Genomic DNA, 18,014 nt, shown 5'->3' with positions numbered 1-18,014 from the left:
CTTTAAAGTAGTGGGGGACAGAGACATTATTCTGAAGCCTTGCTATAAAAGGATCTATTAAAAGGGGGGACATATCTTTATTACTTTAGCAGAGTTGGGGACAGGACATAGTACTGCAGTGTCTGTCCCCTGTTCCGTTAAAGTGATGGAGGACATGGACTAGGGATCACAAAGCAAGTGTTAACAAGGGTTTTAAAAGTAAGTGCCACGTCTTTTGTTCACTGCAGTATTGGGGGACAGGCGCCTAAGTGAAAAGGTGAAAAAGACAGGGCTGACATACGTCAGCCCTTTTATCTATTTCGATTTATAAACTCTTGCTTCCCAAGGCTCCAGTTCTATTTCTGACGGCATATCGCCACCCGATACGCCGTTGCTGATCAGCAGCTCATAGCTTCCTTTTATCTGTTCCGGCACAGTAAAGACCGGATTATTTCCCGAGAAATTTGTCACTACGAGGAGTTTTTCATCTCCAAGTGTTCTCGTATAGGCAAAAATTTCCGGATGTTCTTCAAGAAGGAGATCATAAGTGCCGTAAACGATGATGTCGTGCTGCTTTCTAAGCTGGATCAATTTTTTATAGTAGTGGAAGACAGAGTCTTTGTCTTCTAATGCCTGTGCGGCATTGATTTCAGTATAGTTCGGGTTCACGCCGAGCCATGGTGTTCCTTCTGTGAAGCCTCCGTTTTCTGTGCTGTCCCATTGGACAGGTGTCCGGGCGTTATCGCGGCCTTTTCGGTAAATGGAGGCCATGATTTCTTCTGGGGCTTCCTGTTTGTCATTGACGCGCTCGTTGTACATGTTAAGTGTTTCAATATCTTTGTAGAAGGTGATGTCATCGTATTTGACATTTGTCATTCCGAGTTCTTCACCCTGGTAAATATACGGTGTTCCCTGCATCATGTGCAGGCAGGTTGCGAGCATTTTGGCTGATTTTACCCGGTACTTGCCGTCGTCGCCGAAGCGGGACACAATTCTTGGCTGGTCGTGGTTGTTCCAGTACAGGCTGTTCCACCCTTTTCCTTCAAGGCCTTTTTGCCATTTGGTCATGGTTGTTTTGAGGTCTTTCAGGTCAAGGTCTTTGTAGTGCCATTTGTTTTGGCCGTGAACAGTGTCGAGGTCCATGTGTTCAAATTGAAAAACCATGTTGAGTTCATTTCTGGATGAGTCTGTGTAGAGAATGCCTTCTTCAGGCGATACGCCGGGCATTTCGCCTACTGTGATGAGGCCATTACCAGACAGGACTTTTTGATTCATTTCCTGCAGGTAGTCATGAATTTTCGGGCCGTTCATGAAATAGTCTGAGCCTGAGGCATAGTCGCTTCCTTCAATAGGCTCTCCGTCCGGCAGTCCTTCTACTTTTGAGATAAAGTTGATGACGTCCATCCGGAACCCGTCAACGCCTTTGTCGATCCAGAATTTCATCATATCGTATACTTCCTGTCTGACTTTTACATTTTCCCAGTTTAGGTCAGGCTGTTTTTTGGAAAAGATGTGCAAAAAGTATTCATCTGTTGCTTCGTCATATTTCCACGCAGAGCCGCTGAAGACGGATTCCCAGTTGTTGGGTTCCCTGCCGTTTTTTCCTGGGCGCCAAATGTAGTAGTTGCGATACTCGCTGTCTTTTGATGATTTGGATTCAAGAAACCAGCCATGTTCATCAGATGTATGGTTCACCACAAGGTCCATCATGAGCTTGATGCCGCGCTTGTGCATTTCCTGGAGCATTTCCTCCCAGTCTGCCATTGTACCGAATTCATCCATAATGTCTCTGTAGTCGCTGATATCATAGCCGTTGTCATCGTTTGGCGATTTATAGACAGGTGAGAGCCAGACAACATCCACTCCAAGCTCCTGCAGGTAATCAAGCTTTGAAATGATGCCTTTGATGTCCCCGATTCCGTCCCCGTTCGAGTCCTTAAAGCTCCGCGGATAAATTTGATAGACGACCGCTTCTTTCCACCATTGTTTCTCCATTTTTCTCTCTCCTTTAGCTCAGTCTTCTGACTGATTTTCTTTCTTTTATAAAGTAAGGCATATACTTGCTTTCTACAGGCTCTTCCTGAATGAGGGTAATTAGCTTCCTCACTGCTTCTGCCCCCATTTCCTGGATTGGCTGATGGATGGTTGTCAGCGGCGGCACTGCCATTTCAGCCATTTCTGTGTCATCATATCCAATGACCGACAGCTCATCAGGTACATGAATGCCTTTTTCATAGCAATAGGAAAAGATGCCGAGTGCCATTTCGTCGCTTGCAGCGAAAATGGCTGTTAAGAAAGGGTTTTTCTCAATAAGCCTTGTGATGGCTTCATAGCCGCTTTTAAAACCAAAATCCCCGTACTCGATCAAATTCGGTTCTGGCATAATGCCGTGATCGGCAAGGGCTTGAAGAAATCCAGCGACACGGGGTGCGCCGGAAATGGGATCTTCCTTTGTTCCGCTGATCATTCCGATGTTTTGATGTCCCATTTTTATTAAATATTCAGCGGCAGCATAGGCCGCTTCCTGATCATTTACTTTCAGGTAGGGAATATTTTCAGAATAGGCATCAACAGCAAGTACCGGTATTTTTAATGCGAGAATTTCCTCCTCGTACTGGTCAATTCTGGCTTCACTGGCGAACAAAATGCCTTCGACCTGCTTTTCTCTCAGCAGATTTAAATAGTCCATTGTCCGTTTTCCATTCGAATCTGTGTTGCAGATTATCACGCTGTATTGGTGGATGTGTGCTTCTTCTTCAATTCCGTGAAGAAGTTTGGCTGAAAAGCTTGAAGAGACTTGCGGCAGCAGAACGCCGATTGTATTCGTTTTTCTGTTGACGAGGTTTCGGGCAACGGCATTCGGCTTGTATCCCAACGAAGCGATCACCTCGGCAACTTTTTTGCGGGTTCCTTCTGAATAGCCGGGAAGACCGTTCACAATACGGGAGACCGTTGCAACAGAAACACCCGCTTCTCTTGCGACATCCTTTATCGTTGGCTTCATTTTTCTTCATCCTTTTCAAACGTAAACGTTTACGTTATTAGTTTATCGAAATGTTGAAAACGTTGTCAATTCATAAGATGACTTTCTTCCAATTTACAATACTTTTTCCCCATACTATAATTTTCTTAGATAAAAACTGACTAACAAGGAGAAATTATGGCAAGATTGAAAAACCCTTCCTTTTTGCTGGCCGTCGCGTGGATTGCTTCTATTGTGTCAACGCTTGGAAGCCTCTATCTTTCAGAAGTGCTGCATTTCCTTCCCTGCAAGCTTTGCTGGTTTCAGAGAATCTTTATGTATCCGCAGGTGCTGCTTCTCGGTATTGCTCTCTATAGAAAAGAGTATACCATGGCTATTTACTCCCTCGTATTGTCAATTGCCGGAGCCTGTATTTCTCTTTACCACTATGGCGAGCAAAAAATTCCTTTTTTGCAGCAAAATTCGGGGTCGTGCGGAGTCGTATCGTGCGGCAATGATTATTTGAATTGGTTCGGCGTCATAACAATTCCGCTGCTTGCGCTGATTGGATTTGTCATTATCGCTGTTTCCAGCACTTTGCTTTTAAAAGCAGAAAGAGCATGAAAAAAAGCAGCCCCCGAGGCTGCTTTTCCATTAAATCATCCAGTCATTCGCCGCTTTCCCCAGCGTTCCAGGCTGGTTTCTGCGCGTGAGAAACTGTTCGAAGGAGAGCGGAAACGCGAAGCCGTATTCATTTAAAATACGGATATTGCGGTAGTACATATCCTGATATTTGCTTTCGATCTGGCAGTTCGGGCTTTCTAAAAGCGCAACAAGGGTCTGCAGGCTTGAAATAATTTGAAAAGCTTCTTCAATTGTGCCATTGTAGTATTGCTTACTTTCTTCAGGCAGCAATATTGAAAGCTCTTTGAATTCTTCAATATCATCGTTGGAAAAATGCAAAGGAAAGATGTCCTCATATATTTTTCCGATCAGTTCCTCAATATGTTTTTCCTGTTCTTCCGTGGAAGCTGTTACGATTTTCATCATTCTCATCCTTTGTAATTGACCTTGATAATTAAAAGGATAGCATACGTTCAAGCAGTGTTTTTAGAGGTAAGTGTTTCCTAGACAGCATGGATCAGTAATAAAGAAAGAAGGTGCTTTAATGAAAATTAAAGGCGAATGGCTTGAATATAAAGCCGAGCTGAAAAACGGCCCAGTTTATTTAAATGAATATTTGCAGAAAGTAATTGGTGCCTCTAAAGCCAATATTTTGGAATGGAGGAAAACTGGGGCTATTCAGTGGAATAATGAAATACTTGGCGACTTCAATCCGCTTGTACAGGATGGCGACCAGATTCTGCTTCATGTGTTTGCGGAAGAAACGGAAGACCTGCAGCCAGAGTATAAAGAAATCGAAGTGCTCTTTGAAGACGAGCATCTTCTTATAGCCAATAAGCCAGCCGGTATGGCAACCCATCCGAATGAACAAAACCAAAAGGGCACTTTTGCCAATGCGCTTGCATTTTATTATCAAATGACTGGCCAGCATTGCAGAGTCAGGCAGGTTCACAGACTGGATCAGGACACATCAGGGGCGATCGTCTTTGCCAAGCATGCCCTCGCTCAGACGCTCCTCGATAAAGCCCTGCAGGAGCACCTGATCAAGCGGACATACATCGCGCTCGCTGAAGGCAGGCTGCACCGGAAAAAAGGGACATTTAACGATCCGATCGGCAAGGACCGCCATCATCCGACGAGAAAAAGAGTATCAGAAAACGGACAGGCTGCTGTTACCCATTATGAAGTAATCAAAGGTCTCAGGGAGCAAAAGCTGACCATCGTGAAGCTGCAGCTTGAAACAGGCAGAACGCACCAAATCAGGGTGCACCTGAGCCATGCAGGAAATCCAATCGCAGGCGATGAATTATACGGAAGCGAAAATTCCCAGTTCAGCAGCCAGGCGCTGCACGCCGCAGAAATTAACCTGACCCATCCGTTCACAGGGGAAGCATTAACCATCAGAGCACCCTTCCCTGAAGAAATGGCAGATGTGATTGGGGATATTTTTTAAATAAGCGGGAGTGCAGCGCTGGGCATGCTCCTCCTGGTCTGCTGCCTGCAGCCAATGGCTGGCTGCTCCATATTGGGTGATTTCCACTTGCAAAACAGTGGTATTGAGTGATTTTCAGCCAAAAATGAACCCTTTTGCAGCTATTTCATTCATTTTTACTTTATCTGACTAAAGAAAATCACTGATTTTCGAAGTTTATATGCGGGTTAGAGAGATTTATTTGCAGCTTTTCGAATTTTATTTGCAGGTTTTGGAATTTTATCTGCAAGTTGCATTGGAAATTTGCGGGTTCGAACTTTCACGTGCAGGTTCAGCTTTTTATTTGCAGGTTCAGCTTTTTATTTGCAGGTTCAGCTTTTTATTTGCAGGTTCAGCTTTTTATTTGCAGGTTCCACGCAAGACAAATAAATAACAAGAGGGCAGCCCTCCTAGGCTGCCCTCCTTCTATTAAGATGCTTTCGTATTGCTCTTCTTCTCTGCTTTTTCCTGTTCAATCAGCTGATTAATAGCTTTCACAATCGCTTCGCGGTCTTCCTGAACGATGTCCTTATCCTTGTAGCGTGGAATTCTCATCGCTAAGTCAGTCAGCTCATCCAGTCCCCTTTTTTGGAATAGGCTGCGGTAGCTAGGGATTTTATCAGCAAGCACGAAGTTCAGCTCAGCTTTTGCCAGCTGTGCCAGAATGTTTGCTTTGACTGATGCCTTCGCTCTTGCATTGGCAACAAGCGTCACCAGTTCCTTGAATGTGATTTTTTCAGCTTCTGCTTCAATGACTGCTGTGATTGTTTTGGCTTCTTCTGCATTGTGCACTTTATCAATTGCACGGTAGGAAACGTTTTGCTCTCCGGCCTGCGTCAGTTTGACTGGCTCTGTGTAAGTCATCCATTCGCCGCTGCCGAGTTTGTACTGAATTTTATCAACGCCTGTTCCAGTATCCTGCGCTGAGAGCGTCAGCACAGCTTCCTTGGAGTAATGTCCGTTTGCAAGATCCGGCTTGGAAAGTTCAGCAGTTGTTACAGGTGCTGCGATATCATCTGAAATTCTTCCTTCAGCCTTGTAGTTGAACGGGCTCTTCAGGCTTTTTACATAGGCAACGGTTGCTGTCAGGTCTTCTGGACCCTGAACAGGATTTTTCCCAAGCTCGCCGATCGGCTGGTATTTACCGCTTGTGGCTGTTGCCATAAAGTTGTTGACTGTAACAGTGTAAGTTGCGTTACTATCGATCTCTTCACCGTTTGGCAAATAGATGTCTTTTACCTTCGTTGTTGCAGGGTCCCAAGTATACGTAAAGCCGCCAATGCTGTAGTCTGGACCATATTGAGCCGAAAGCTGGGCATTCATGATCGTGTAAAGGTCTGCCCCTTTGATTTCAAGCTTAACCAATGTGTTTCCGAAAGGCTGAATGTTGAAAAGCTCACCCCATGTAACAGGTCCTGCATTCAGCACATCTCTGATTCCGCCGCCGTTCATCAGCGCAAAATCACTCTTCATGTAATACTTCATGCCGTCTGCGATCAGATTTCCAAGGCCGTTGTCACCGATAGGACCTTTCACGCCGTAGCCGCCTTTAATTTCAGCTGCTGCTTCGCCTTCGACTTCATTGATTTTGCCTGCTGACAGATCCTGATATTTTTTCAGGATGGCGCCAACCTCTGGATCAGGCTGGATTTTACTTTGGTCCACCCAAACGATTTCACCATTTTTCTTTGTAATATCACCTGTTTTTCTGTCAATCTCCAAATCAACATCAGAAATGGCTTTTCCGTATTCAGATGCCTGGACAATCAGTTTGTTATCGACCGTTCCATTATCAACCATATGATTATGGCCGGCAAAAATCACGTCTACTTCGTCATCCACATTTTTCGCCATGTTGGCAGCGTCGCCTGTAATCACATCACCCTTTTGCTCTGCATCCATATGAGCAAGAACAATGATGGATTTTACGCCCTGTGCTTCCAGTTCTTTTGCTGCTTTGTTCACTGCTTCTGTTTCATCTGTAAACGTAATGTCTTTGATTCCTTCAGGCATAACGATACCTGCTGTAGATTTCGTCACCACACCGATAAAGCCGACTTTTACACCATCCACATCTTTAATGGCATATGGCGGCAGGAAATCGCTGCCGTCAGATTTGTATTTGCAGTTCGCACAAAGCTCAGGGAAGTTTTGGCCGTCATAGCCTTTTGTTCCTTTGCCTTCAGGATGCTCGCCGCCGTTTAAAATCCGTTTTAATTCATCTGTTCCTTCATCAAATTCATGATTCCCGACAACGCCGACATCAAAGCCGATGTTCTCCATCATTTCAACAGTCGGCTCGTCCTGGAACAGAGCCGATACTGGCGAGCTTCCGCCGATCATATCGCCGTCATGCACTATAAGAGTATTAGGATTGTCTGCTGCTCTTTGCTTAAGATAAGCCGCCGTATAGTCCATGCGGCCATACGTACCGTCATTTTTTCCGTCACCGTTAATATCAAGCGCATAGGACTGGTCAATTTTCCCATGAAGGTCATTCATGCCAAGCAGCTGAAGGGAAACCTTGCCCTCTTCAGGAGCCGGCTCATCGCCTGCTTTTGTATAGCCGTTTGCTTCTGCTTCATTTGTGCTGGCGAAGAAAATTCGCTTTTCGACCGGAACATCTCCCCATTTTTCAGGCTCAACGTATTTCTTTGTATCAGAATTGCCTACATAGCGGGTAAAGCCTTTCCCCTGCTCTCTCGCACGGAAGGCAAAAGGAAGCTCCATCAATGGATTTTTTTCATCCCAGATTCCAAGGTGCTGATCTTTCGCTTCTTTTACAGCAGCCTGGAACATTTCGTAATCTTTCATATCGCCGACAGGCCAGATAAAGTAAGTGGCAGCATACCCCTTCTTCACCATTTCAAGATTCGTATTCAAATTATCCTTTTTGCGGATAACTTGGGCAAGCAGTCTGCCGTAGTCATCTTTCGCTTCTTCGCCGACTTTCACGATGACGTCATCGCCCGATCTTAGAATTTCATTTAAGTAAGCTTTCGCTTTTTCGCCATAATCCTTTTGATTTTGATCTGCTTCATTTTTCGGAGTGTGGTACGTTTCTGGTGTATCAATATTCACGTAGCGAACTTTGTCAGTGCCAAGAACAGGCGTCTGCAAATGGATGGTGTCGCCGTCTACAATACTTTCTACTTTAGCCGTGTATTCACCCTTTGTTTGCGGTGCTTCAGGCTGCGGATCCAATAGTTTCATATCTTCTGCTTTTCTTGGAAGCAGCTGATAGGAATCATATTGGCTTGCAATCGCTGTGAATTCGTACCATTTGCCCTGCTGGATGCTCTTAATGGCATTTGTGCCTTCCATGACGCGAAGAGTTGTACTGTTATACTCGCTGTCAAGAATGGACACATTGTAGCCGCCGCCAGCAGCGGTTTCAGGAACAGACTGCACATACCCTTTTACTTTTACAAGCTGTCCTTCAACAGGCTCTGCTTTTGCAGCATCCTGAAGATCTTTAATCGTGAATTCCTTTGCTGCAGGAAGCGGCTTAGACTGATTAACCACTTCAATTCCGCCGGCAGCAGGTTCAATTTCTGTCAGCTTTTTATATTCTTTAATCGTACCCTTTACTTTAATTTCCTGTCCTTCTTTCAATTCAGGATATTTGGAAGCATCGAGTGCGAACACATTGATGCCGCCTGTTTCATCCTGGATGTAAGTGGACAGCTTACCGCCGCCGATTGCCGTATTATCAGCAGTGACAATCCCTGTTACGGTTGCCTCTTGGCCGATCTTTTTCTTGGCATCGCTGATTTTAACATTACCGGTGCTTCCGCCAGGATCCTGACCTGGATCAGTCGAAGTGCCAAGCTTTTCAATGGCTGTCGGTGATTTCAGGCCCGGAACAGTAAAATATGCTTCAAGGCTTCCTGTTACGCGCACCTTTTGCCCGATTAACGCAGGGTTGGTTTTCAAGCCAAACTGGCTTCTGAAGGAGGATGGAATTTGTACTGGCAGCAGTTTCGCAGAATCTTTCTCAGTTGGAGAGTCGGCCAATGCAAAATTGTAATCATCACCAAATGGAGCTTGGAAATTATAGCTCTTCGTCCCTTTCGTATGCGCTACAACATACCCCTCGACTGCAGCTGTACCAGAATTATTGGCAATTGCTTCAGCCACCGTCTTGACAGCGGTTTCAGCAGAAGCCTGGTTTGAAAAATTCATCAGCACCCCAGGAACAGTCAGCATAAAAATGAATAAAAAAAGCATGCCTTTTTTCACAGAATTGTGCTTCATTTTTTTCCTCCTTTTAGATAGTCGATACATCATCCATCATAAAGGAGGAATATATAAAAACTATTAAAATATTGTAAAATTTCGTTAATAAAAGTAAATAATAGCAAAAATGTGTCGATATAACTAAGTTGAAGGATTAAAATTTCTGGCAGAAACGGTCTTTTCACCTACTTAGCGAGTTAAGCTATTGAACTATAAGATGCAGGATCCGTTTAGTATTTAAGGAGGAGTCCGATAGAGGGAGACAATGCGGCAAGGCACTGGCAGACCCATGTTTAACTCAGTGGTAAAGCGTGCTGTGATCAAAGCCGGCCTTTTGTAAAATTGGCTTTTTCGCTCTCAAAATTAATTTTTACTGCTGCACGATACAATGGGATTCTGCTTACTGTCCAAGTCCACCACTTCACTGTCCGGTTTGCTCGCTTTACTGTCCGATTTCCATACTTTACTGTCCGAGCTGGGCACTTCACTGTCCAAAACCCCCACCCTACTGTCCAAAGCCCAATTCCTCAGTTAGAGCGCGATGCTCTCACAGCCGGCTTTTCATAAAATGGCTTTTTGCACTTTCAAAATAAATTTTCACTGCTCCTCCACAAGCCGTGATCCCGCTTACTGTCCAATACCACCACTTTACTGTCCGTTTTGCTTATTTCACTGTCCGTTTTCCATACTTTACTGTCCAAACTGAGCACTTCACTGTCCAAAACCCCAACTCCACTGTCCAAAGCCCAATTCCTCAATTACTTTCACAGCCCGCATTGCTCTCAAAATCGAAATAAAAAAACCCGCCCGCATCACTGCGGACAGGTTTCTTCAATTAAAAATCAAAGTTATCCGGATCTGGCCCGATTCTTTCATCTTTGTTAAGAGAATCGATTTTTTCCATATCCTCGCGGGAAAGCTCGAAATCGAATACTTCAGCGTTTCCTTTGATGCGGTGCTCTTTTACTGATTTCGGAATTGTCACTACGCCGTTTTGAAGATCCCAGCGCAGGATAACGTGTGCTGTTGATTTGCTATGCTTTGTTGCAATTTCCTGCAGAACAGGGTTGTCCAGAAGTTTGCCCTGCATGAGCGGTGACCATGCTTCAAGCTGGATTTGGTTATCCTTGCAGAATTGAAGCAGATCCTTTTGCGCAAGCTGCGGGTGGTACTCAACCTGGTTCACCATAGGAGCGACTTCCGCTTCTTCCATTAAATCCTTCAGATGATGAATTTGGAAGTTGCAGACGCCGATGGCTTTTACTTTGCCGTCTTTGTAAAGCTTCTCCATCGCTTTCCAGGTATCTTTGTATTTGCCTTCAACAGGCCAGTGAATCAAGTACAGATCAAGGTAATCAAGGCCAAGTTTTTTCATGCTTTCATCAAATGCTGCGAGTGTTGAATCATAGCCCTGGTCAGCGTTCCAGACTTTTGTTGTAATGAATAGATCTTCACGGTTTGCGCCGCTTTCTTTAATGCCGCGGCCAACCCCGTCTTCATTTTTATAGGCTGCTGCTGTGTCAATGCTTAAGTAGCCTGATTGGATGGCTGTTTTTACAGCGTTTGCCACTTCATCGCCGTTTTCCGCTTTCCAGACGCCAAGGCCGAACCAAGGCATTTTCACGCCATTATGCAGTGTTGTTTTGTCTTGTAAACTGTTAACCATTTTCATACCCCTTTCCAAATGAATATCTTCATTATCTTTTAAGCGGCTGAAAAATACAAAAAAGGTGCCTGAGTACGGCACCTTTATAAGTCATTAAAACAACAGCGCATCAATGGAAAATTGGCCTGCCCCGATCAGCGCTGTTCCAAGAGCAGCAGCAATCAGGACAAGGTTAAATTCGTAGCCGTTTTGTGTGGACCAGTAACCATTCGGTCCGTGAACCTTCGCAATGGCCATGATCATGGTCAAAATGATCAGCGCCGCCCCAACGGGAGTAAGAAAACCTAATGCGAACAAAAGACCTCCGCCCAATTCTGCCAGACCAGCAAGCAGCGCCATCGTTTTTCCAGGCTTAATGCCAATGGATTCAAAAAAGCCGCCTGTTCCTTCTAATCCGTGTCCCCCAAACCAGCCGAACAGTTTTTGCGCGCCATGGCCTGCAAAAGAAAGTCCGATCACTAAGCGAATAATCAATAATCCTAATCCTGCTAACATCATTCATTTCCTCCCTGAATTCTTTTTAGCTGAGATTTATCTGAAAAAATAAGTGCTAAGACAAGTTATCTCACTTTAAAACATCTCAACTTCAAGATTTATTATATGAGGATTTTCTTAAAACGTCAAACCTTTTTTTAACCTTTATAATAAAAAGGTCAAATTTGTCTTTTATGGTATTCTATTTACAGCACCTTCCTACTTTTTTAGGCAAATAATGTCGGATGGTATTTTTTCGGATGCTTTAAAATAAACCATGAAAGGAGGTTAGATATGGACTGGCTTGACCGAATGAATGCTGTATTGGATTATATAGAAGATCATTTAGAACAGGACATAGATTACAAGAGGTTAGCAAGAATTGCTCTTTGTTCAGAGTTTCATTTTTCAAGAATGTTTGCATCACTAACAGGATTTTCACTGTCAGAATATATTCGGCGCAGAAGATTAACACTGGCTGCTTTTGACTTGCAAAAAAGTGATCTTCGAATTTTAGAAGTTGCGAATAAGTACGGCTACGAATCTGCTGATTCATTTTCTCGCGCATTTCAAAAAACACATGGCATCAAACCATCTGAATGCCGGCACCAGGGAATACAGTTAAAAGCCTTTCCGAAAATATCCTTTCAATTATCGATAAAGGGAGACACTGAAATGGACTATAGAATCGAAAATCTGGATTTTGAGATCAGAATTGCAGGCAAAGGCGAACCAGTGAAAACAAACAGAGCCTTTAAAATCATTCCAACCCTTTGGAGCAAAGCAAAAAAAGAGGGATTTATGCAGCAGTTAAAAGATATGTCCTGGGAGAATCCAAAATGCTCCCTGGAAGGCATCTTAGGTGTATGCGGCAAAGAAGCGGCCATTACTGATGAAGAATTTCAGTATTTTATGGGTGTCAGGTATGAGGAGGCCATTCCTGAAGACATGCAAACTCTGGTGATTCCTCCAAGTACATGGGCTGTCTTCCCGAATGTTACAGAAGCGTGGAAGCGGCTATATTCTGAATGGGTTCCCACATCAGGATATGAGCTGGCTAATTTACCGTGCATCGAATGTTATTATGGGCCAGGGCGAAAACCCCGCCATGAACTTTGGGTGCCGATTATTCCTAAATAGCAGCAGCAAAAACCATTGACAAACCTTGTCCTCCACAAGTATCGTGAAGAAAGCATCTTAACGGGGCTTGCTTCCCCTATTGCCTGAAGGAGGCCGTACATAAGCCATGAAATACCCATTCCGCACCTTTGCAATTCTCACATTAATTCTGGCGATCTTAAGCATGTTTCTTTTTTATTTCACGTTTCAGCCGGATCAAAAGCCATCACCGCAGGAAAAAGACAAGGTTTCGCTTCAACTGGAAAAGGCACAGACTGCTTCAAATGAGTCCGTGTCTTTTTTATGAGAACAGAATTTATAAACTATTTCGCTTGTCGGGGCTGAACCAGGCGCTTCCGCTTTTCTTCATTGTCCAGCTCCAGCGCCTAGCCCCTCGAGTCGCTTCACAAAAATCCATAAAGTCAAAACCGGACTTTCTGGATTTTTGCTCCAGCGCTTGTCGGGGCTGAACCAGGCGCTTCCGCTTTTCTTCATTGTCCAGCTCCAGCGCCTAGCCCCTCGAGTCGCTTCAGAAAAAACCAAAAAGTCTAAGACCGGACTTTTCGGTTTTTTCTTCCAGCGCTTGTCGGGGCTGAACCAGGCGCTTCCGCTTTTCTATATCCCCTGTACGATCTCCTTCACTTCATTCAGCATCACTTCCCGCTCTTCCTGATCAACGTAGGGAACAGAATAGAAGAATTTATGGGTCATGGTTTCAATGCCGCAGTATTTCATGATGCCGAGGTCTGTGATGGTTTCAACGGAGCTTGTCAGCTGCTTGCTTGTGAGAAGCTTTTGTGCCTGGCCTGTTGTTTGGAAGATGTACGCTTTTTTTCCATTGAGAAGGCCTTCTGCGCTGTCTTCAACAAATCGAAAGGCAAAGCCGTTCGTTAACACTTTATCGATGTAGCCTTTTAGTATAGCCGGCATAGACACCCACCACGTTGGATAAATAAGGATCAGGTGCTCAGCCCAGCCGAGGTATTCCTGTTCTGCCGCAATATCCTCAGGCAGTTTATTTTGATAAAACTGCGAGTAGTTATCCTCATAAAGCACTGGCTGGAAGTTCATCGCGTAGAGGTCCCTTATGTAAAATTCATGCCCCATCTCCCGCAGCTGCTGCACACAGGCTTCTTTTACGGCATGGCAAAAGCTCTTTTCGCTTGGATGCGCATATATAATGACCGTTTTCATTGGATACCTCATTTCTTCAAGTGTTATCCCTTCCATTAGTATCCAGCTTTTGTTAAGAGTTATTCTGATACACAGTAAAAAACAGCCTTTTTAGAATGGCTGTTTTTTTACTTGCTTTCTTTTTCCTTTTGCAAAAAAACCACCCAAGATCAGCAAGATACCCACAATCCCCATAATAAACTCCGCCAAATAAAAGTCCCCATCCCGAAGTAAACGAATGAGAAATTGAATCCCAAAGATAGTCACAAGCAGTACCCCATAGAAAAATAACGGCCTCAATCCCCTCACCTCTCAATATCCTATTTATTTACAACTATACCAAAAAAGAGGCCTCAAATGGCCTCATTTCCCTTAACTGACTCCCAGCTTCTTCGCCCGCTCATCTACCTGCTCCACATAGGAGGCGACTTCCTGAAGGGAAGCGGTGACCTGCTCTGCGGCAGAGGCAGCTTCTGCGATACGGTCTTCGTTTTGTGTATGCTGTTCTTTTAAAAATGCCATGCTGGCTTTGACTGTTCCGCTTTTTTGGGCGAGTCCGTCAATTTTTTCGGCTATGTCATTCAGCTGGCTGCTGCTTTCTTCCTGCAGCATGGCCATTTTGTCAAAATCACCGGTTGTTTTATTGATTGTGTCCACACTGGCATTGACGTACTGCGATGTTTGCTGCAGTGATTCCTGTACTTGATCCTTTGCATTCAGTATTTCTTTTAAAATGCTTTGGATAATTTCCGATGAATGAGCTGATTGCTCAGCAAGCTTCCGTACTTCATCAGCTACAACGGCAAATCCTTTTCCGTGCTCTCCTGCCCGTGCTGCTTCAATCGCGGCATTGAGCGCGAGGAGGTTCGTCTGGTCGGCAATCGTTCGGATGGCTGCCAGCACCTGCTCTACTTCAGCGGTTTTATTGGTCAGCACTTCCACATTTTCAATAGAAGCTGCGGATGCCTGTTTCACTTCATTAATGGTCGTGATGGCGCTTTGCAGATGGCCTTTGTTAATGGCGACAATCTGGCCGACTCTTTCTGTCTGTACGTAAATGCGCCCGGCAAGTTCCTTAGAAAGCGACAGTCCATTTGCCATTTCAGCTGCTTCTTCAGCCGATTGTTCCACATTTGTGTAAAAGCCTTTTGAAGCTTCGTGAATGGTTTGAAGAGAATGGTTGATTTGGGTAAGGGCGCCGTTTGTGTCAGAAATGTTGTGATTCAGTTTTTCAACATGCCCTCCAAGCTCTACTGATGCCTGGCGGGTGTTATTAAGCATTCCGTCGACATTTTCCTTCAATCCTTCACTTTCATTCAGCATCTTATTGGAGCGCTTTGTGCTGTTAACAAAAAGCCAGCCGACAAAAAGGAACTGCACGAGATAGTAGATGCCGGTCAGGATCGAGCGCCTCATGCTTGTCTCAATCGTCATCGGCTCTGCCAGCCACAAATGCGTAAACTGGGAAAGAACAAGCAGCGGCAGTGCAGCGGCAAACGTTAATTTAATTAGTTTGTAATCTGCATATAAAGCCGCGATTCCAAGAGGAAGCAGCCAGAGAAAAGGAACATTCACCCATGAATCTGTATGGAGAATAAAAGCAAGCAGCGTCACGCAGATGACTGATACGAGCTTAAAGCGCTCGACCTTTCCGCTGATTTTATAATCAAGAACAGGATACAAAAGCAGCAGGAACAGCAGGTTATAAAGCACCGACAATACTGTCAGCTTAGGTACTCCATACAGGACGAGCTGAAACACATCATTCAGCAGCAGCCCCGCTCCAGCGACGAAAAAAATGCGGATAATGATTTTAACGACATTTTCAGTATTTTTCAGTTTAACACTTTCAGGCACGTTTCTATCCTCCTGGGTATTTTATCCTCAAATTATGTAAAAATATGAATTTTTTACACTATTTAACTAGAATATCTAATATAATTGGATTATTCAATAAGCAAAGGTGCTTTTTTCCATTAGAATTTGACTATTCATCGACAATATTTTCAGGAGGAACAACTGCATGAAAAAACTGCTGCTCATCATCGTATCCGCCCTATTTCTGCTCTTCTTTCTTGCGCCTAACTATCTTTTGGCTATTAATCAGTACAAATCGCCTGAAGGCAATGGGGGCGAGCTGTCCTATTTTCCGGAAAGCTATGACGGTTCTAAAGCAAGATTCAGCACCTATAGCTCTCTCTTTCAGGATAAATGGAAGGATGTAAAAGAAACCTCCTATAGAGTTGACCAAAAAGAAAATCTATCAATTGATCTGCTGCAGGCTGATGCTGCTAAAGAAAAGAAAAAGCTTGTGATCCTGTCAAGCGCCACTCATGGGATCGAGGGATACACAGGTTCTGCGATGCAGGACGTATTTGTGAAGGAATATTTGAAAAAGCTTGACCCTGAAACGACAGGCGTTCTGCTGATTCACGGTGTCAATCCTTGGGGAATGAAGCATTTTCGAAGATACACAAAAAACAATGTGGACTTGAACCGCAACTTCATTTATGACTGGAACAATTTTGACCGGAATACGAATAAAAAGTACACAGAGCTTTCAGCTTTTATGGAAAAGCCTTCTGGCATCAGCTCTATCGGCATTCATGATTCAGCCTTTTACGGAGAGCTTGCTGTAAAAGCGGCCACAAAGGGAACAAGCGTGATCAAGGATGCCCTGCTGAACGGCCAGTACACAAATCCAAAGGGCGTCTACTATGGCGGCAATGGAGATGAACCTTCGACAGTCATTATGAAGCAGCTGTTTGAAAAGGTGCTGAAGGGTCCTTATCAGGACATCATTCACATTGATCTTCATACAGGTTACGGGCCGCGCTATCAAATGAGCATTTTCAGCTCCGTCTCAGAAACAATGAAGGAAGCAGAAGCGAAAAAAGCCTTTCGCTATCCGCTCGTTTTCACCCCGGACTCGAAAGAATTTTATGTAACAAACGGCGATATGACCGAATACTTTTACAAGCGGAAGACGGCCATTGCGCCTGAAAAAAAGCTCTATTCTACAACCTTTGAATTCGGCACTCTTGGCGATGATACAATCGGGAGCATTCAGTCGCTGAAAAGAACCATTGAGGAAAATCAGCTTTTTCAGCACGGAACAAACAGCAGCGCTTCAAGAACGATCATCCAAAACCGCTATAAAGAAATGTTTTACCCGTCAGAAGCCGAATGGCGCATCAAAGCTGTGAAGGATTTCCGGCAGGCACTGAACGGCGTGATGATGAATAAAGGCTTTTTCAGCAGCAAATAATGACTTTAGAGTACCTGTGACAGGTGCTCTTTTTTCTTGAATCTTTGGAGAAATCCTTTACACTTAGAAAAAAACAACCCGGGGTGCTGCACATGGAGCTTAGACAGCTGCGCTACTTTCTGACAGTAGCGAAACATAAAAATTTCACAAAGGCAGCAGGGCTGCTGCACGTTTCACAGCCCGCACTCAGCAAGATGATCCGCAGTCTTGAAGAAGAGCTTGGCGAAAAGCTGATCGAGCGGACGAATAAAATTACCGAGCTGACAGATGCCGGCAAAGTGGTTTATGAGTACGCCGCAAACATTTTAAGCCTCACAGAGGATTTGATCCATTCTCTGGAGGATTTAACGGACCTGAGACGGGGCGGTATTTCGATCGGCATCCCCCCTATTATCGGCAGCCTCTTTTTTCCGCGCGTTCTTGCCGCTTTTCATAAAAAGCATCCAAATATAAAAGTCGACATTAAGGAATACGGCGCCAAAAAGGTCGCAGAAAGCATTCTGGAAGGCGAAATTGAAATTGGAGTGGCTGTGATTCAGATGATCAGCGAGGAGGATTTTGAAACCTATCCGATTGTGGAAGAGGACATGGTCATTCTTGTGAATGATCAGCACAGGCTGGCTAAAAAGGCATCCGCCGCCCTTCACGAACTGAAGAATGAAGAGTTTATTTTTTATAATGAAGATTTTGCTTTGTTCGAGCTGGTGAGGCAGCATTGCATCAGTGAAGGCGGATTTGAGCCGAACATTCTCTTTCAAAGCTCTCAGTGGGATTTTATGTCCGAAATGGTCGCTGCCGGCATGGGGATCACCATCCTGCCGCAGTCCATCTGCAACAGGGTGCAGAACACTTCTGTTGTTCAGGTAAAGCTTACAGAGACAGATTTAAAATGGAAGCTTGCCATCATTGCCGCAAGCGGAAAATACCTCTCTCACGCGAGCAAAGCCTTTATTCACTTTCTTATGGAAGGGAAAAAATCGCTGCTTCACAGCCATAACCAATAGTTATCGCTCTTATAAAATATATGTATTTTAAACAT

General features: G+C 44.4%; 14 protein-coding genes. 6 read left to right on the top strand and 8 right to left on the bottom strand.

Annotated elements, in window-relative coordinates; all coding sequences use genetic code 11:
- Nucleotides 1–294: 294 nt before the first annotated feature.
- Entirely contained in the window at nt 295–1,974 is a 1,680-nt protein-coding gene (locus LRR81_RS13185) for a glycoside hydrolase family 13 protein (protein WP_231789838.1), read from the bottom strand.
- Between the two features lie 13 nt (nt 1,975–1,987).
- On the bottom strand, nt 1,988–2,983 hold the full coding sequence (locus LRR81_RS13180; RefSeq protein WP_231789837.1) for a LacI family DNA-binding transcriptional regulator: 996 nt from the start codon (nt 2,981–2,983) through the stop codon (nt 1,988–1,990).
- A 156-nt stretch (nt 2,984–3,139) separates the two neighbouring features.
- Here LRR81_RS13180 and LRR81_RS13175 point away from each other — a divergent pair, with 156 nt between their 5' ends.
- Nucleotides 3,140–3,565, top strand: a complete 426-nt coding sequence (locus LRR81_RS13175) for a disulfide oxidoreductase (protein ID WP_231789836.1) — start codon at nt 3,140–3,142, stop codon at nt 3,563–3,565.
- 30 nt (nt 3,566–3,595) lie between these two features.
- Here LRR81_RS13175 and LRR81_RS13170 read toward each other — a convergent pair whose 3' ends face one another.
- A complete protein-coding gene (locus tag LRR81_RS13170; protein ID WP_231789835.1) occupies nt 3,596–3,988 on the bottom strand; it encodes a DUF5365 family protein in 393 nt (130 codons plus the stop codon).
- 121 nt (nt 3,989–4,109) lie between these two features.
- Between LRR81_RS13170 and LRR81_RS13165 the strand changes: the two genes are divergently transcribed.
- A complete protein-coding gene (locus tag LRR81_RS13165) occupies nt 4,110–5,018 on the top strand; it encodes an RluA family pseudouridine synthase (protein ID WP_231789834.1) in 909 nt (302 codons plus the stop codon).
- A 447-nt stretch (nt 5,019–5,465) separates the two neighbouring features.
- Here LRR81_RS13165 and LRR81_RS13160 read toward each other — a convergent pair whose 3' ends face one another.
- The 3 genes from LRR81_RS13160 to LRR81_RS13150 form a co-directional block, all read right to left on the bottom strand.
- Entirely contained in the window at nt 5,466–9,221 is a 3,756-nt protein-coding gene (locus LRR81_RS13160) for a 5'-nucleotidase C-terminal domain-containing protein (RefSeq protein ID WP_231789919.1), read from the bottom strand.
- An 889-nt stretch (nt 9,222–10,110) separates the two neighbouring features.
- Entirely contained in the window at nt 10,111–10,941 is an 831-nt protein-coding gene (locus tag LRR81_RS13155; RefSeq protein ID WP_231789833.1) for an aldo/keto reductase, read from the bottom strand.
- Between the two features lie 93 nt (nt 10,942–11,034).
- A complete protein-coding gene (locus tag LRR81_RS13150) occupies nt 11,035–11,436 on the bottom strand; it encodes a DoxX family protein (RefSeq protein WP_231789918.1) in 402 nt (133 codons plus the stop codon).
- A gap of 273 nt (nt 11,437–11,709) precedes the next feature.
- Between LRR81_RS13150 and LRR81_RS13145 the strand changes: the two genes are divergently transcribed.
- Both LRR81_RS13145 and LRR81_RS13140 read left to right on the top strand, forming a co-directional pair.
- Entirely contained in the window at nt 11,710–12,555 is an 846-nt protein-coding gene (locus LRR81_RS13145; protein ID WP_231789832.1) for an AraC family transcriptional regulator, read from the top strand.
- A gap of 106 nt (nt 12,556–12,661) precedes the next feature.
- Nucleotides 12,662–12,841 (top strand): hypothetical protein, encoded by a 180-nt coding sequence (locus LRR81_RS13140; RefSeq protein WP_231789831.1) that lies wholly within the window; start codon nt 12,662–12,664, stop codon nt 12,839–12,841.
- Between the two features lie 308 nt (nt 12,842–13,149).
- On the opposite strand, the gene LRR81_RS13135 is transcribed toward LRR81_RS13140, so the two are convergent.
- Together LRR81_RS13135 and LRR81_RS21350 are read right to left on the bottom strand one after the other, a co-directional pair.
- The gene (locus tag LRR81_RS13135; protein ID WP_231789830.1) at nt 13,150–13,728 is read right to left on the bottom strand and encodes an NAD(P)H-dependent oxidoreductase; all 579 of its coding nucleotides are present in this window, start codon (nt 13,726–13,728) and stop codon (nt 13,150–13,152) included.
- A gap of 351 nt (nt 13,729–14,079) precedes the next feature.
- Nucleotides 14,080–15,564, bottom strand: coding sequence for a methyl-accepting chemotaxis protein (locus LRR81_RS21350; RefSeq protein ID WP_231789829.1), 1,485 nt, complete (start codon nt 15,562–15,564; stop codon nt 14,080–14,082).
- Between the two features lie 166 nt (nt 15,565–15,730).
- Between LRR81_RS21350 and LRR81_RS13125 the strand changes: the two genes are divergently transcribed.
- Entirely contained in the window at nt 15,731–16,975 is a 1,245-nt protein-coding gene (locus LRR81_RS13125; RefSeq protein WP_231789828.1) for a M14 family metallopeptidase, read from the top strand.
- 92 nt (nt 16,976–17,067) lie between these two features.
- Complete coding sequence (locus tag LRR81_RS13120) at nt 17,068–17,979, top strand: LysR family transcriptional regulator (protein WP_231789827.1); 912 nt, start codon at nt 17,068–17,070, stop codon at nt 17,977–17,979.
- The last annotated feature ends 35 nt before the right edge of the window (nt 17,980–18,014 follow it).

It is taken from the genome of Metabacillus kandeliae, assembly GCF_021166585.1.
GTDB lineage: Bacteria > Bacillota > Bacilli > Bacillales > Bacillaceae > Metabacillus_B > Metabacillus_B kandeliae.
This window is presented reverse-complemented; position numbering and strand designations above follow the sequence as displayed.

What these genes read in the sequence shown, in the direction of transcription:
- LRR81_RS13145 (WP_231789832.1), top strand. Translation starts at nt 11,710, where the DNA reads ATGGACTGGCTTGACCGAATGAATGCTGTATTGGATTATATAGAAGAT.
- LRR81_RS13135 (WP_231789830.1), bottom strand. Translation starts at nt 13,728, where the DNA reads ATGAAAACGGTCATTATATATGCGCATCCAAGCGAAAAGAGCTTTTGC.
- LRR81_RS13165 (WP_231789834.1), top strand. Translation starts at nt 4,110, where the DNA reads ATGAAAATTAAAGGCGAATGGCTTGAATATAAAGCCGAGCTGAAAAAC.
- LRR81_RS13175 (WP_231789836.1), top strand. Translation starts at nt 3,140, where the DNA reads ATGGCAAGATTGAAAAACCCTTCCTTTTTGCTGGCCGTCGCGTGGATT.
- LRR81_RS13140 (WP_231789831.1), top strand. Translation starts at nt 12,662, where the DNA reads ATGAAATACCCATTCCGCACCTTTGCAATTCTCACATTAATTCTGGCG.
- LRR81_RS13170 (WP_231789835.1), bottom strand. Translation starts at nt 3,988, where the DNA reads ATGAAAATCGTAACAGCTTCCACGGAAGAACAGGAAAAACATATTGAG.
- LRR81_RS13155 (WP_231789833.1), bottom strand. Translation starts at nt 10,941, where the DNA reads ATGGTTAACAGTTTACAAGACAAAACAACACTGCATAATGGCGTGAAA.
- LRR81_RS13125 (WP_231789828.1), top strand. Translation starts at nt 15,731, where the DNA reads ATGAAAAAACTGCTGCTCATCATCGTATCCGCCCTATTTCTGCTCTTC.
- LRR81_RS13120 (WP_231789827.1), top strand. Translation starts at nt 17,068, where the DNA reads ATGGAGCTTAGACAGCTGCGCTACTTTCTGACAGTAGCGAAACATAAA.
- LRR81_RS13185 (WP_231789838.1), bottom strand. Translation starts at nt 1,974, where the DNA reads ATGGAGAAACAATGGTGGAAAGAAGCGGTCGTCTATCAAATTTATCCG.
- LRR81_RS13150 (WP_231789918.1), bottom strand. Translation starts at nt 11,436, where the DNA reads ATGTTAGCAGGATTAGGATTATTGATTATTCGCTTAGTGATCGGACTT.
- LRR81_RS13160 (WP_231789919.1), bottom strand. Translation starts at nt 9,221, where the DNA reads ATGAATTTTTCAAACCAGGCTTCTGCTGAAACCGCTGTCAAGACGGTG.
- LRR81_RS13180 (WP_231789837.1), bottom strand. Translation starts at nt 2,983, where the DNA reads ATGAAGCCAACGATAAAGGATGTCGCAAGAGAAGCGGGTGTTTCTGTT.